11 protein-coding genes and 1 pseudogene are annotated in these 16,257 nt (G+C 50.3%); 6 read left to right on the forward strand and 6 right to left on the reverse strand.

Going from position 1 to position 16,257, the window contains the following annotated elements:
• Positions 1–22: 22 nt before the first annotated feature.
• Positions 23–994: a hypothetical protein gene (locus ACR3FE_RS18585; protein WP_458208926.1), complete on the reverse strand. Its 972-nt coding sequence runs from the start codon at positions 992–994 to the stop codon at positions 23–25.
• Positions 995–1,183: 189 nt separating this feature from the next.
• Here ACR3FE_RS18585 and ACR3FE_RS18590 point away from each other — a divergent pair, with 189 nt between their 5' ends.
• Positions 1,184–2,248 (forward strand): glycosyltransferase family 4 protein, encoded by a 1,065-nt coding sequence (locus ACR3FE_RS18590; protein WP_458208927.1) that lies wholly within the window; start codon positions 1,184–1,186, stop codon positions 2,246–2,248.
• A 273-nt stretch (positions 2,249–2,521) separates the two neighbouring features.
• Here ACR3FE_RS18590 and ACR3FE_RS18595 read toward each other — a convergent pair whose 3' ends face one another.
• The 3 genes and pseudogenes from ACR3FE_RS18595 to ACR3FE_RS18605 all read right to left on the reverse strand — a co-directional run bounded on the left by ACR3FE_RS18595 (position 2,522) and on the right by ACR3FE_RS18605 (position 7,472).
• The gene (locus ACR3FE_RS18595) at positions 2,522–4,402 is read right to left on the reverse strand and encodes a hypothetical protein (protein WP_458208929.1); all 1,881 of its coding nucleotides are present in this window, start codon (positions 4,400–4,402) and stop codon (positions 2,522–2,524) included.
• Positions 4,403–4,687: 285 nt separating this feature from the next.
• A pseudogene (locus ACR3FE_RS18600) lies at positions 4,688–4,990 on the reverse strand (ISH3 family transposase); the annotation flags it as partial.
• Between the two features lie 139 nt (positions 4,991–5,129).
• A complete protein-coding gene (locus ACR3FE_RS18605; RefSeq protein ID WP_458208930.1) occupies positions 5,130–7,472 on the reverse strand; it encodes a hypothetical protein in 2,343 nt (780 codons plus the stop codon).
• Between the two features lie 204 nt (positions 7,473–7,676).
• On the opposite strand from ACR3FE_RS18605, the gene ACR3FE_RS18610 reads away from it, so the two are divergent.
• Positions 7,677–7,889, forward strand: coding sequence for a hypothetical protein (locus ACR3FE_RS18610; RefSeq protein WP_458208931.1), 213 nt, complete (start codon positions 7,677–7,679; stop codon positions 7,887–7,889).
• 354 nt (positions 7,890–8,243) lie between these two features.
• The gene (locus tag ACR3FE_RS18615; protein WP_458208932.1) at positions 8,244–9,068 is read left to right on the forward strand and encodes an IS5 family transposase; all 825 of its coding nucleotides are present in this window, start codon (positions 8,244–8,246) and stop codon (positions 9,066–9,068) included.
• 18 nt (positions 9,069–9,086) lie between these two features.
• Here ACR3FE_RS18615 and ACR3FE_RS18620 read toward each other — a convergent pair whose 3' ends face one another.
• Positions 9,087–10,301, reverse strand: coding sequence for a Cdc6/Cdc18 family protein (locus tag ACR3FE_RS18620; RefSeq protein ID WP_458208934.1), 1,215 nt, complete (start codon positions 10,299–10,301; stop codon positions 9,087–9,089).
• 1,048 nt (positions 10,302–11,349) lie between these two features.
• Here ACR3FE_RS18620 and ACR3FE_RS18625 point away from each other — a divergent pair.
• From ACR3FE_RS18625 to ACR3FE_RS18635, 3 genes are all read left to right on the forward strand, one after another.
• A complete protein-coding gene (locus ACR3FE_RS18625) occupies positions 11,350–12,525 on the forward strand; it encodes a sugar phosphate nucleotidyltransferase (protein ID WP_458208935.1) in 1,176 nt (391 codons plus the stop codon).
• Between the two features lie 3 nt (positions 12,526–12,528).
• Complete coding sequence (glmS, locus tag ACR3FE_RS18630) at positions 12,529–14,331, forward strand: glutamine--fructose-6-phosphate transaminase (isomerizing) (RefSeq protein ID WP_458208937.1); 1,803 nt, start codon at positions 12,529–12,531, stop codon at positions 14,329–14,331.
• A 197-nt stretch (positions 14,332–14,528) separates the two neighbouring features.
• Positions 14,529–14,798: a HalOD1 output domain-containing protein gene (locus ACR3FE_RS18635; protein WP_458208938.1), complete on the forward strand. Its 270-nt coding sequence runs from the start codon at positions 14,529–14,531 to the stop codon at positions 14,796–14,798.
• 182 nt (positions 14,799–14,980) lie between these two features.
• Here ACR3FE_RS18635 and ACR3FE_RS18640 read toward each other — a convergent pair whose 3' ends face one another.
• Positions 14,981–15,259, reverse strand: a complete 279-nt coding sequence (locus ACR3FE_RS18640) for a hypothetical protein (protein WP_458208940.1) — start codon at positions 15,257–15,259, stop codon at positions 14,981–14,983.
• Positions 15,260–16,257 lie beyond the last annotated feature (998 nt).

A 16,257-nucleotide genomic window follows, 5' to 3' on the forward strand; every position in this document is an offset into this window, starting at 1 on the left:
TAATTATTTATTGATATTGCTTTCAATCCATGTATCCGAGGGATTTCAGTCTCGATTCCACATCTGTGGTAGAGGGTTCATTTGGTCGCTCTGTCTTCGGTTGATAATTACCTTCATCTTTGCTAGAAACTCGGCACCAAGGAACCTCCCAAACCTCCCTGACCGGATAACCTCCATGGCCATAGAAACCTTTCTCGCCAAGAGCGTTCCCATGGTCTGCTGTGATTATTGGATCCTCCGCATCGAAATTGGACAATAATAGTTCTACGGATTCCATCACATATTTTGCATTCTCAACGTAAGCGTCCCAGACTTCGTCTTTTGTCACCTCGCCTCGAAGACACCGTTCCCAAATGGAACTTGGCCAGTCATCACCCACAACATCAAGCTCGATTTGAGATCCGAGATCTGGATTCGGGACAGATGGGAAATGAGGTTGCATATAGTGAATAATAACCCGTGTGGCCTGAGAAGATCGTCCGATGTCTATTGCTCGGTCTGTAATTGTCTCAGCTAAAACAGTTCCTACCTGTTCGTCCCATCCATATTTCCACACCTCATCGATTGTTTCAAAATCATCTTTTTCTACAGTTTCTTCTTCTTGTAAAACAATTTCTGTATGTGGATTGGCTGTGACATACGCTGTATTCTTAACTTCAGAGCTATTACTCTGGTCAAACATAGCTCTCATCCAATCTAGGGATTTTCCACTGATGCTAATCACTTCATCTTCCTGTTCGATGAAATCATAATTTTTCCCATTGGTTATTTCACGGAAGAGGTCTGCTCGACAAGCATCGAGGACAATCAATAAGTCCCATTCCCGATCATAGGGTAGTATACCCTCGAACATCTCTTTCCCAAAAATCTGCTTCATGATAAAATTATTATGTGTTTGGGCAGAAGCGTAGGCAATAGCCTCTCTTATTCCCTGTCGTTCAAATCTTAAGTGAGTTTCTGAAGTGAGTTTTCTGGCCTGACGAATTAGATTCATTATGATGAGTAATTCTATAACCAAAAATAAAGCTTTTGAGTCTATCCTAATTTCTGTTAATATTATTTTAGTGCTCTGGGCGACAGTATACTTTAGTCAGCCCCATACCAGAAACACCCCAGCTAGTACTCACCCATCGAAATAAACCAGAACAATACATATTTGTGTTGGGTCTGGAGAGAACTAGGTATGTCTTCGTGTCCTCGTCCAACATTCATTTATCCTGATTATGGTCAGTCAAGTCCATGTAATCACTATGCGCATCGTGATTTTGGCGAGGCGGTTAATGCAGAGTTTGTTGGAGTTTCACCGCCATCGATCATGCCCGCTGGTCATCAAACTATTGGTGGAAAGATATTACAACAAATGCATCTCCCACAGTTGGCAGAACAGCCAATCATTTTAGAATATAGTGAAGTGCTGTATACTGCTCCAAAAATAAAAAGGCAATACCCAAATCAACCACTGATTCTACTTGCAAGCCATCATAAGATCCTTGGTGCTAATATTCATATCCAGCCAGGCGGCATATCGAAAGCAGTTCGAAATTTACATCGAAGATTGGAATGTCGTACCGAATCAGCACTTTTGCGTTATTGTGATGGGATAATCGCCGTTTCAGACTTTCTCGCAGATTATTTTCGTATCAGATATCCAAATAAGATAATTCGCGCCGTAGCTCCTCACCTCAACGAAAACCTGCATTGTCAGCTTTTAGAATGCGATCCCGATTTGAACTCAAATCATGCCGTATTTGTTGGCGTTGCTCGTGACCACAAAGGGGTCAATCAACTCGTCGAGAGCTGGCCACGAGTTCGGGAACGCCATCCAAATGCTAAACTCAGTATAATCGGAAAGAATCATCCAGTAGAATTTGAAAAGATTTCGGGAGTGAATCTGGAAGGATTTGTTAAGAACTTAACCGATGAGTTTTCTACTGCTTCTTTATACATTCATCCAGCACGAATCGATCCGTTTGCTGTCTCTGTTACCGAGGCTATGGCCGCGGGAATTCCAGCTATAGTAACCGATACCACTGGTGCTAAGAAAGCAGTAGAACAGGTTGAATGTGCTAATGTAGTACCTTCATCAAGTGTAGAGATATCCGATGCGATCCTAAATTACTTCGATCAACCTCTCGAGAAGCGAAAAATAATGTCTGATAAAAGTCGGGAAATCGCTTCGAATTTAACCAAAGATACGCAAACAAAGAAATTTAGAGAAGCTTACAAGAGTGTGATCAATTTTCGATAAGTTATATTGTTATATATAAAATTATAATTGCACAGTGTGAATCAGGTACCTGATTTATCCGTTTAATTCCTACAACGTATCAGCTGCGGGGCTGTTGAGAGAAAGTGGACAACTAGCGACACTCGTCAGACCAATATACCCTGGGCACTCCAGTTCGTTAGACTTACTCCACTCACTCGGGGCAGGCTCGTGCTCAAGCTGGTGGTACTGATTGCAGAGGCGTACTTTGGGAGAGATGAGAGAGTAACTAGTTGTAATTTCGCACTCGTCGTTTCACTTGGGTAAGTAAATTCCTGATTCTTTCTCTCCATCAGAATTATATACTTTTGACCAGTATTTTGGTGGATGAATTTCGAAGACTTCATCATTATTCTTCCGAAATATCAAACTTTCTTTAGAACTAGTTTCATTTATATAATTTTTTGATGAGGATAAATTTGAATGATTATATAATGGCTCTAAATCGGCCCCTGAACTATTACCTTTTGCTACCTGATTCCAATAGTCATAATTTGATATATAACTATCTGCGCTGGTTCTGCCAGGGACGTATTTGTGGACAAATATAACCCCTGACACCTCGTTTTCTGTTGCCATCGGACGGAAGTCTCCTGGTTCTCGACTCGGGTATGCAAGACCGGGCATTAGGATACTCGAAGCAAGAACAGCACATACCAATGATATCCCCAGAAGCGACCCGACCTGAGATGCGTTCATTAGACGCATAAGTCCGAAGGCAACAAGTGGAATAACCACAAGTGTCACGGTCGGTAGTGAACGTGTGACTGGACCAGAGCCACCAATCGCATAGGCAACAGCAAACAAGCCGAAAAGGATCACGGTAACCAGTGTCCAATAATCTGGGAGTTTCCCTGACTTCTTCTGGTCACGGATATGTATGTCCAGTACAATCCAAATTCCCAATCCGACTAAAATAATTAAGACAAGTAATTGGGCGGCCCACATAAGTACCCCTGGCAAAACATAGTTGAAAACTTCAATTTGTGGTGGTTCAGCAGCATTTGTCGAAGAAATCGCGTCTGACCCGGTACCCGTGAAAGAAATAATTGTTGCGACTCGGACAACTTGATATCTAAAGTATCCAACTTGAATCCAATAATAAATACCAGTAATTCCAATTAGAAATACAGTGAAAATATCGGGGGCGGGAAAACTCTGGAGGTGGTTAGACGTTTCTCTCTCTCCAGACCAATGGACAATACGTCTAGATAGGACAACAACGATTGATGTCCCAGCAATGACTATCGGTGCGAGATTGTGTGTTATTACTGCGACGAATGAGAGTAGAATAAAAATAAGGAATATCCGTTTATCCGGTGAAGTTGTAAGTATCCAAATTACTCCGGCAACAAGAGTTGTTGCAACGGATTGTGCAATAGGGTTTGCACCCATTATCATTGGCCCCGTCGAAATTCCGAAAACCAGTGCTCCAAGGAGGGGAATTCTCTCTCCAGATACGAGTCGTGATGTTATACAATATGAAAACAGAATTCCGAGTGTTTGTGCGAAGCTGAGTGTGAGAAAAGTACCCAATTTAAGCTCACCAAGATCGCGGTTACTGAGTCCCATAATAATAGCTCCCACAGCTGCAAAATGGTGTGCGGCGGGGTAGTTTGAGTAGTAGCTTATTTTATCCGGAAGAAAATCCCCAGTTTCAATAATCCAACCAATGATCCCCATGTGATAGATCGAATCTTGACCAGTCACGGATGTACTGAACCAGAAAGTTGATCGAAGAATCAAAGAAAATACAAAAATCAATAATAATGTGTTAGCTGGCGAACTATCATTGACGAGAATTCGAACAGTAATGAGGATACATGTTGCAGCGGCTAAAATATAGAAAACATCCGGTATTGCTTCAGATGACATTCTTTGAATGGTTGGGATTGAAGCGATGCCTAAAATCGAACCGGCTGTCAAGAGTCTAGGTGGGGGGCTCTGTAGGTTCCGCCCAGTAAACGGTGGGAAAGCAGTAACTAAGAAAAGTAGACAGGCAATGCCTGCCGCAGCAAGTGGGTATGAAACAATCAAAGATGGAGCAATAAAAGCCCCGATAAGGGATAGAACCGAAATAATGGCAGCTAACCCATACAGGTGTTTGGAAGAGATTCGGTCTGGAACGCTGATCACAGTCAATCTGGTCTCTCTTTGTACTTATGGATGACTGTTAGAAAGTGTAAATTCACCCGTATACAAGTTCAATACATGATACTAAAGTTCAGTCTCGTATATAAGAAGAATCAGTACCTCACAAAGCATCACCACCTAACTTGGTCTGAGCCCACCAGTCCTTCTTGACGAACCGCCGTTAGTGTGTGAGCTCCGCCAAGAGAAGGGGGAGCTGTCGCTGTCGGCGGCGCTCAGCCGCCGACGCGACAGCGTTGCCACTCACGAAGAGGCATGCTTGACCGGCGACTACCGGTGGAACCGGTCGTCCGGTGGTTGGTTCACTGGGACGCCCCGACGCACCGCAAGGGCCGTCCACGCAGCCCGCCGAACCATATTGACGAACTCCTTGTACGGCCACCACCAGAGGCGACACCCGCCGATGGCGGGTGTCGCCAAGTATTCGTAGTGCAGATACCGCCAGACATTCTGCAACAGCAGACTCACCACGACATACAAGAGTCTCACCGTGGTGTCTCGTGTTGTTGTCGTCGCGATCGCTTGCTCGGACAAGCGATATCTCGCCTCGATACCGAACTGTTTCGAGTAGTGGACTCCAAGTTCAACAAGCTCCTCAAGCCCCCTGACGAAAGCAGGGCGTTCATTGGACATACCCGTTCCTGCCTCGGAGAAGGCACTAATATTCCTGGTTCCGTTACGCTACAGAAGAGCGATATTTCAACGACACTCCTTATACGGAGTTTTCGAAGACGGCGTACCCAACCACTTCTGAGACATGATTCGTTTCAGAGTCAGCGCTTCGCTCCTCTTCGACCTTGACCTCGACATCCGTTCCAGTTAGATTCCGATAACGTAGATTTGCCGTATCGAGACCGTTGAACGTCTGTAAGTCCGCGATGAACTGTGGTATTTCATACTTTTGTTGGAAGGTGATACGAGACCATTCATTAGTGACTGTTGGCCCGGTTCGTTGTACCTCGAACGGTGTTCCATCGAGTCGGGCGGTGGTTTGCTGGAGCGCAATATAGCCGACAGTCTCGTCATTTGGATGCGTGCCATCAGAGGCTTCCTCTTCTTGGACGCGCACCTCGAACGACCCACTCGAGACGTTTTGTAATCGCGAGACAATTGGGTCGTTACCATTGAACGTCTGTGACTGTGCGAGAACGACCGGTGTTTCCGTGCCAAAGAAGTCGTCGAGTGGAACTATAATAAACTCGGTTTGGGCTGAGACAGTTCCAGCTTTCACCCGATAGGACGTACCATCGCCAAGTTGCAACTCACGTTCACCTGGTTGCATAGCGAGTGTGTGAAATGTCTCGGCGGCATGCGAGCCATCGAGATACTCCCATTCTTCGAGCTTGTACTCGAAGTTACCCTCAGCGATGTTTTGGAGGCGGATGTGAGCCGGAGCGAGGCCATTAAATGAGAGTGGCTTTGCGATAGCAATATCAGTCGGTTGTACGACTGAATCGACCTGGTGCCACTGATCTCTGCTCGCCTGATTGCTAGAAATAGTGTTCGTCATGAGTACATCTTCTGCACCCGGATTGTACACCTCTCCATCAACCGTCCAGGTCGCTGAACCCTCTGCCTCCGTCGAGACAATACCGCCGGTCACGTAGAAGACGTACGCTTTGTCTGCTGGAACCGTACCACTAGCGACTTCCGCATTCGGTGGCCGTGTTGGGCCGCCGTTTGGCCCCCACTCAATCGGTATCGTCGCACCATTGGTACCCGCCGGGAGAACGTACTCGCCAGCGGTGATCTGATACGTCGTCGGCGAACTATTGCCCGTGTTATCGATACGAACCAACTGTGAAGGCATCATTGGAACCTCACCAAGTGGTGGGGGACTTGGCATTGGTGGTGTAGTATCTGGTGGTGTCGGATCACCATTCGTCGTCATTCGATTCCCGATATACGTAGAGTTGGTTTGCGGACCACTGCCCCCAATAACGCCAGACACGGTTCCCCACGCGTCCGGCACCTGCCCGATGTAGATGCCGTACTCCGAATTGTGATCGTTGGTGACCTGAACCTCCTCGAGTTGGAGGTACTCGAGATTCGCGGGCGTGCCATCGTTCATCGTCCCATTGTACGTGTAGATGGCGTCGTGATTCTTCGTCGAATCGTAACTGATTCGCACCCGCTGGACGTCGATACGCTGACACGGCGTCGGTGCTGTGATCGGCCCACCGCAACTGCTGTCGAGATACCGGTGATAGAAGTCACAATCGGCGATCAGGAGTGTGCCGTCGTAGCTATTAATCCCCGCGTCCGGATCCGCAGGATCGGTCGCCTCAGCGTTCACGCCGCGTTGGAGCGAGCCGCCGGACCAGGCTTGGATCGGGTGTTGGTCGTCTTTGATCGAGACGCAGTTGCGAACATCGGTGAAACCCCCGAGGCGCATCCCATTCTGCGTGTTACGAACGAAGCAGTTCTGGATTTTGAGCCGTCCTTCGACTTTCTTGGCGTAAATCGTGTTCTCGCCCCAGTGCTCGAACCAACACCGGTTGAACGTGAGCGCACCCTTGCCGGATTCGACCAGGATCGCTCGGCGGTTACTCGCTTCGTCTGGTTCACACGACCCCTCGTGGAAATAGCAGTCCTGTAAGAGCCCACGCGTCCCCTCCGCTGACGACAACCGGAAGTACGTCCGAGCTTGTCCCGAGTTGCCCGATCCTACGTTCGTGTCGGTGGCCGCCCGAACTTTTCCACGGGTGATGAGTCGCCTGAGTTCCCAATTCCCCGAACTCGAGTTCATTCGCACGAATGGGGGAACGGGTACGTTCCGCATATCGAGTTCGAACCCATCTAGCACGAACCCGTTCGAGTACACGTCGAACCACCGGATGCTGTCGCCTGACTGACCGGGCACCAAGCGTGCACCGTCCGGTGCGATGAGTTCGAGATCGTTGGTGCCAGATTGCACTACGAGTTCGTTCAGTTTGTACGTTCCCGGCGGGAACACGATGGTCGTATCGCTCCCGACGAGATCCCCAAGTACGGGGTCGATGGCATCCTCTCCGGTATCGTCTGCACCTTCGTCGACGATGTTGTAGGTCGGCATTTACATATCCCCCCTTGATGATCTCCAAAAGTCGACTCCGACACCCAAAGATCGACGGCTGTTCACGGATGTTTGTGATTGCGTGCCATCGAGAGGTCTGTCATACGTTCCCCAATCGGTAGTGCCAACTGTATGCGTTCGCTGAGCGAAGCTTTTACTCGAAACCATACCTCAATTATTCTGTATCGTAACAATTGTTATGAGGTGTCTGAAGATAAACTATCAAATTTATTTATCAATCAAGAACCCATTGATGGGGTAATTTTTGCTGGTTTTCTCGATAGAACTCACAGGGAAGATGGTAGAGCTGGAACCGCAGAACCCGTTACTGGCATTTTTCTGACTCTCGCTGGTGGACTCTGTGGCACCATGGACGTTGCATCCGGAATTGCACAGAAAAGCGAGTGTGGATACTGAAGTTCCTCAAACCCAATAGAGGTGTCGTTAGTGCACACACGGTTGGCCTTGACGACTGAATCGGTGGGCGATTTTAGCACCGCCGTCTTGTTTAGGGAGAGTCCTGAGGGGCGTCGTGGCACTCAACGCTACCGCTCGAGACAAGGAGTCCTAATTAACGACTGCTGCAATCAGCATCTGTTATTGTCAACCATTCCAGAATCGGCAGCTCTCAGTCGCGTGTTATAAACGGTCATCCAAATCTCCTATTCAGACTCTGACTGACGCATATGATTATTGTGCCGTGTTGAATAGCGATCTAATCGGCTGATATCGCGGGTTAGAAAGGTGAAGTCGAGGAATTCGACTCTATCCATGGAGGTCGATCTCCTCGACTTCGTTGAGCAGTGTCGTTACCTAGCCAAACAAGCGTTGGGAAAGCACGCGGGCGAGCCCGCCAGCGGCGGGTTCGCCCGCTGGGTCCATGTCGTCCTGCACTGTTTTCGGCTCGAAGAGGACCACAGCTACCGTGAAACGCCGAATCGGCTTGAGTACATGGCCGAGATTCGTGACGTACTTGGCTTAGATCGGGACGATCTGCCGGAATACACGACGATCTACAAATCGTTCGACCGGCTGAAAATGTGGGTATGGCGGGCGCTGCTGCGCGTTTCCGCGCAGCAACACCCGCAGTCTGGCCACGTCGCACTCGACAGCACGTTCTTCGACCGCCGCTCAGCCTCGACGTACTACCGTCAGCGATCTGGAAGCACCGTACAGACGCTGAAAGTGACGACATTAACCGACAGAGAGTCGCTTGCCGTTCTTGACGTCCATATCTCAGCGCGGTGGAAACACGATACGAAGACCGGGCCGCAGGTCGTCCGCCGGAACGCGGACGACCTGCTCTCGGTGGCAGCTGACAAAGCCTTCCACAACTGGATCACGAACTACGAGTTCTACGCGCTGGGTGTCGAGCCACTCATCTTACAGCGTGGATCGAGACCGTTGACGCTAGGACATAACGCACTCATCCGGGCAAAAGGCTACTCTCAGCGCTGGATGGCCGAAACATCGTACTCGTCAACGAAGCGCTCGCTCGGCGACGCCGTGCGAGCGCTCGGCTGGTATCGACAGTTCCGTGAAATCGTCCTTATGTTCGCCATCTCGAACATAGAACCGCTCTGTGAGCCACTCTAACCGTGACTCAGCATCTATTCAACACGGCAGATTATTGAATCGCTCGAAATACTGTGATTTGACATCCGTGACCCACTCGGGGTCGAACGTTGTTTCAATCTGCTTCACGCGCCCATAACGGCCACGCGAATCGATCCACGTTTCGACGAGACCCATTGTCTCTAGATCGGTCACGACATCGCGCATTGCACGCAAACCGATGGAAACCCCCTCCGGAAGCGAATACATAGAGTACGACTCTTCAACCTGTGCCAACGTAACCGGTTGGACGATCTCACCCGTTTGCCGATTCGTCCAGGCGGTAATCGACATCAAGACGAGAAAGTGTTGGAATGGAAGCTGCTTAACCCGGTCAAGAATGGCTGTTTTGTCTGTCTGTTTAAGATTGACCTCGATACAGTCACGGGTGATGGCATCAAGTTCTCGTTCGTTTGCCGTCTCGCCTGCGTGCCTGAAAAGTGTCAATGTCTTCCGTGCATCACCCCATCGTATCGCTGCTTGTTGGAGGCTATAGCGATATATGTCATCCGACAATGCATCCTCACGTAACGCACGTTGAAGACGTGGAGCCATCATTTCATCTAACTGTGACTGCGTGTACGGCGGGAAGAATATCTGCTCATCGCTCATCGCACTCTGAACGCGACTGTCGAGACGGAGATCCACTTCCAGCAGTTCGTTACTGATGAGGAACGTCGATAGCGAAATGTCGCGTTTGAGCCGGCCTTCACCACGCAATAAGCGATAGAAGAAGTCGTTTGGATCGTAGTTCGAGTCTTGGGCGAGCTGATCGATCTCATCCAGGAGAAGGATCGTGTATTCCGGATAGTCTTCGAGCGCCTCCCAGAGACTGGCAAAGACACCGTCGAACCCTTCGTAGGCCTTCTTCCGCTCGCCCGTTACCTCAAGCAGAATCTCATTGGCGGCACTAAACAGCGTTCGACACTCTTTGAGATTAACGTACTCGACGGCAACCTGTTCATTTCGATCAGCGAATTCGCGACACACCCGTCGTGTTGTCGTCGTCTTCCCTGTACCGGGTGGCCCATAGATCGACACCGTCGTGGGCAGATATCCTTCGTGAACCCCATTGAGGATCGTCGCAAGTTGCCGCTCTTGTTCGTCGCGAGCGATAATTTTGTCCGGTTTCGCCAATGGATCGAGCACACCCTTATCGTCGAAAACACTATCTGTGGGCGTGGTATCATCGAATAGATCGTCGTATCGTGTCATGGGATCTGAATAGAACAGTTGTTCGCTTACTCGTTCAGGGTTTCTTTGCTTAGAGTTCCAGCGGAACTACGAGTGTGTATGTGTCTATGTGATAGAATGGGCCTATGTGAAAGTTTTGTAAAATATTTGAGGGTTAGAACCAATGCTCTGTTGAAAAATTCCTATTCATAATCATTTGATATCTGATTACTCGATCCGTCGGGATATTTTAGTCTGGCGATGGCGACGATTCAGGTCCCTGTCGTGGTCGTTCCGAACTCAAACGAACCGGCGTTCTTCGTCCCACTGACCACCCACGAAAACTCACCCGACTGATAAACACTCCCAGAGAGAAAGGTCCCGTACGCGCGGTCGCGTGGTGCAGGGTTGAACGTTATCACACCTGCATCATTAGCCGGCTCCCGATTGTCGACTGTGAACCGGACGCTGTACCAGACAGACTCCGTGAAGACACTCTTATACGTCTGGCGTTCACCCGGTTTGAGGACTGTTGACGCCGACAGGGACCGCTGAGAGGGTGGCACGATGACGTCGCCCTGAGGGGATTCGGGTTCCTCTCCTGGTTCTGCACCAACGCCGGTTACTTGAGCGGTAATTAAGTGCGGAAGATCGTGCTGATTCTCAAACACAAGACTCCCGGCCGGAAGCCGCTCAGATGGAAGAAACGAACAGCCAGCGAGGCTAATGAGAGTCAGGGTACTGAGCGATGTAAGAACGGTCCGTCGATCAGGAGTGGGCATACGGTGCCCTTCTCATTCCGACAAATAAATTATTGGACTTTTCTATTTGCACTACTGGAATCTGTTTCAAACGCACCTAGGAGAAACGAGGTAAAATACCGTGTGCATAGTGAGAAAATGGGAAGATGCATTCAGCATAATACAGCCTCGTCTAGTGGTTGCAGAGCATATTGTGCGACATAGGTTGTCAATTTATCATAATTAAAATACAGGACGGGAACCAATATTGAAGATAACTCAGACACACAGCCAACCAGTAGAATTTTTAATAGTAAGTGTTATACACCACCGTTCAAGTTATAGCCTCCATGAAAGCAGTTATTCTCGCTGCCGGTGAGGGGTCGAGACTGCGACCACTCACCAATCATCGACCGAAACCAATGCTCCCGGTCGGGAACAAACCACTGCTCGAGTCCGTTATCGAAGCGGTTGCTGGAGCTGGGGTTACAGAAATCGTCCTCGCCGTCGGCTATCACCGGGAGCGGATTCAAAACCACTTCGGCGATGGCGACCACTGGAACGTCGATATCACGTACGCCATTCAAGAGAAGCAGCTAGGAACTGGGCATGCCCTCCTCCAGGCGGAACCCTATATCGACTCGGATTTCATCGTGTTGAATGGCGACCGGCACATCGAATCAAAGGTCGTCGAGGATCTAATCGACGAACGCCGCCAAACAGGTGAGTCGTGTCTCGCAGTGACGCGCGTTGAAATGCCAAACCGATTTGGTGTCGTCGAACTCGACGGCCAGACCGTCACCGAGATCATTGAGAAGCCGATTCCCGGGACAACGTCGTCAAAGCAAATTAATGCCGGTGTGTACGCATTCGGTCCAGAAATCTTTGCGGCGATTCGCCAGACTGAGAGTCACGGTGAACAGGCACTGACGACGACGCTGCAGACCCAATCGGAGATTCACCCAATCCAGGCGGTTCCGTGCAATGGCCTTTGGGGCGACGTCTCCTACCCATGGGATATTCTCTGGCTCAATAACTACGTCCTAGATCAGCAACACACCTCTCCTGAATCAGACGCTCGCCAATCGGCACACGTTGCATCAAACGCCATCGTACATGATGACGTTGTGCTGGATGAGAACGTAACAGTGCAACCTGGTGCAGCCGTGCTCCGTGGAACGTCCATCGGTGAGAACGTCACCATCGGATCAAACGCCGTAATTGAAGACGCTGTGGTCTTCCCGGATGCCACGATCGGCCCTGGTGCCATCATCCGAGACTGTATCGTTGGAGCAAACGCCACAACCGGCGCGAATACCACTATCGAGGGTGGGAGCGCCGACATCACCCTCGAAGATGAAGTCTATCGAGACGTGACATTCGGTGGCCTCATCGGTGATAACGCTCGCCTGGGGGGTAATGTTACGGTGCAACCGGGTACCATCATCGGCGAGGGTGTGACCGCAGATAGTGGTACGATTGTCAGCGGACAGATCGAAGATGGCGCGTTCGTGCAGCGAGGGTAATTCATGTGTGGAATAACAGGCTATATCGGAGATGGCGATTGCTCGACAATCGTTGCACAGAGTTTGAAGAATCTCGAGTATCGCGGCTATGACTCCGCTGGGGTTGCGCTACTGAATGGCTCAATGGAGGTACACAAGAAAAGTGGTCAGATCGACGACCTCACGATCCCCTCGATACCGAATGCCACCTGTGGAATCGGCCACACGCGCTGGAGTACACACGGTGCACCTACTGACGCAAACGCCCATCCGCACACTGACTGTACGGGACAAGTAGCAGTCGTCCATAACGGCATCATCGACAACTACGAGACGTTCAAACGAGACCTCCGCGACGACCACGAGTTCACGAGCGAAACAGATACCGAGGTCATCGCCCATCTCATCGAAGACGCGCTCGCAGCTGGCGATGACCTTGGTGAGGCCGTCGAAGAAGTTGTTTCGATGCTCGAAGGGAGTTTCGCAATCGCGGTCACTGCCGTTGGCCACGATGGCATCATCGCCGCAAGACAGGATAGTCCCCTCGTGATCGGCCACGCAGAGGATGAAACCTTCCTCGGGAGTGATATCACGGCTTTTGTCGAGCACACCCAGACGGTCACATTCCTCGAAGATGGTGACATTGCATATCTCACTGAAGACGATGTGACGATCGTTAATGGCGATCAGCTGGTTGATCGAGAACAGCAGACTATCGATATTGACGCTGATGCAGCCGAGAAGGGTGGCTATGAACACTACATGCGCAAGGAGATTCACGAACAGCCACACGCCGTTCGACAAGCGCTCTCGGGCCGTATCGACGAACTCGCCGGGGCAGTCGATCTCGACCTATCATTGTCCGAAGAGTACTGCAACTCACTCGATGAAATCCAGATCATTGCGTGCGGAACGTCGTACTACGCTGGTTTGTACGCCGCTGAATTGTTAGAACAACATGCGGACGTACGCGTTTCAGTTCACGTTGGGAGTGAGTACGAATTCCGAGGGAACCGTGACCCGTGGCGAACGCTCGTCGTTGCAGTCACCCAGAGCGGTGAGACCGCCGATACGTTGCGCGCACTTCGCAAAGCCGATGGCGCAGGTGCACGAACGCTTGCTGTAACGAATACAGTCGGGTCGACGATGGCCCGCGAAGCAGACGATACGCTCTTCATTCGGTCTGGCCCAGAGATTGGCGTTGCTGCGACCAAGACGTTCGCCTCGCAGGTGACGACGCTCACATTGTTGACTGTCTATCTCGGTCGACAACGCAACGCTCTCTCCTCGAACGAAGCATCGACCATTTTGAAGGAGGTGTCCGCAGTTCCAGGTGCAATTCAACAAGTACTGGATGCGGAGCCCACCGTGCGTGAAACTGCTGAAGAGTTCGCCGACAGTGATGCGTTCTTCTTTATCGGCCGGCGGCTCGGCCATCCGGTTGCACTCGAAGGTGCGTTGAAGCTCAAAGAGATTTCCTACGACCACGCGGAGGGCTTTCCTGGCGGTGAACTCAAACACGGCCCGCTCGCACTCGTCACGGAGAACACGCCTGTAATCGCTATCTTGACCGAGGGAACGAGTGCTGACGAGACGCTACACAACGTGAAGGAGGTCGAATCACGGGGGGCACCCGCCATTGGAGTGACCTCAGAGACTGACCCGAATCCAGTATTCGATGTCACGTTTGAGGTGCCGAAGGTTGGCTTGATGGAACCGGTCGTTGCGAACGTGTATCTTCAATTGTTTGCCTATCACGTCGCGAATCAGAAAGGCCGTTCCATCGACAAGCCACGGAATCTCGCGAAAAGCGTGACCGTCGAATAGGCCAATTTGTTGTTGGCTGTGCGATTTACAGGCCAGTCACGGTGAATTCGGCAAACCAACGAAACTCATTATGAGAATGATATTATTTCGTTTGGAATGCAGGTACCATCATTTTATTCGTTTATTTAGTTCAATAGGGAAAACGATGAGGCTACTATTTGTCATCTACTTCACTGAATACCAACGGCTGAAACATCATGGACCAAGATACACCCATAGGACGATCCAAGCCAAGTCTGGAAGTGTTAATGAAGCTTGCAGCTTACGAGGAAGTCGAACCGACAGCACTTGAACCACCGTTATACGACGTTATCGACCCAGAAGCACTTGACTCATTATTAACCTCCTCAATACGTGATCGGGCACAGTCTACTCAGCACGTAGTATTCAACTATCGAGGTAAGCGAATTCGAGTAGAGAGCGACGGGACGGTAGATATTAGCGATCGGGACGAGGACTGGGTCTAATAAACCAATTCGAGAAACGATTTGCTTGTCTGCGATGACGTCCTCACCTACCGTAAACGGCGGGATTTTCGCTGTTTGAAAACAGGGGAGAAGATGTTATCAGTTCGACCAATCATATTCAAAGAAGCGAGGACAGCAGTTACAGAGTTCAGCGACGATTTCAAGACTGCCAGTTGCCGACCCTACGAGTCGTTCCACTCAATCATCTCATTCACGTCGCCGAGCAGAGGTTCTTCGACGAGCGTTCGAAATGCGCCACGACCGGAGAGCGTCCGAAGGTGGGTCACGTACTCGCGCCATTCGGCGGCACACTCAGTGTGGAGGTGCCATGTGTAAGAAGGTGGGAGAGAGTCGGGTGATCCGATGGTGACATCATTAGTTTGTTGTTCGATAATTTCTTCACACCACGGGCACATCTCTAGACTGGTGCTACTTCCCTCGTTGACTTTTTCGGCGCTCATTACACTATTCAAACACATACGATTATGCTCAATTCTAGCCTTCAGTATATCATCTTTTATTTATACGGTGTCCAGTCACGTTTCCTTCCCTCTGCAAACGAAACGGTCGCGGTCCAGAGTGAAAGCGGCAATCCACAACCGAGGCCACGAGACTTATGCCAATTCGATTGATTCCTTTGCATTGATTGGTGGATCTAATGGGTTCTCAGTGCTGGACTAACGCCGAAGACTATCCGAAAAATGAGGATGGGCGCCCGATCTGTGGGCAGCCACGTCGGAGTGGGCCTGGGCGGTGTCAGTGTGTAGTGCCGATTCCTGGAATGGCCTGCCAGCATCATGATCCAGAGCCGTAACGTGAGGACAAAGTGAACGAGCTTGATTATGGCCCCCTCGCGTTCCCTGCTGCACAACTTCGATGGCACCCTTTTTTCCGGTAATTCTTCTCAACTAGCTCGACGTTCGTCATGCAAAGCCACGTGGTTTGTGCAGCACAGAGCGACGTGACGCCAAGCCATGCCTGCCCAATCACTTCCGAATGTGCATAGACAGTTTGTTGATTGATTCCGTCCCGCACTCACCGACACTTGTAGCAGACGACGCCTTCACCGCTCGTGATGCCGCTGCACTCAGGACAGTTCGGTTCGTTGCTCCACTCGATCTCGCTCGGCAGTGTTGCGTGTTCGAATTGGTCGCACTGTTTGCAGAGTCGCGAGCGAGGGGTGGTGCAGCCGCATTGTTTGCACCCCATGGTTAGTTACACTCCTGTTCGTCGGAACACTTTTCATTAGCGCGTATCGTAGCTTGCATTGGTCTTTCACCCTAGTCAGGAAGACCGGTTCCGGGTGCTGGAACACCCGGGACGATTCTACGTCCCTGAGGGAACCGTCCTTCCTTACCATGTACTAATGGTTACGCGGTGATAAATATACCGGTGTACCAATGAGTACGCGGATTTAAGTGTCCAACCCTCTAACTGGAATCTATGGCAAGGAACTCAG

Source organism: Haladaptatus rarus, assembly GCF_054177585.1.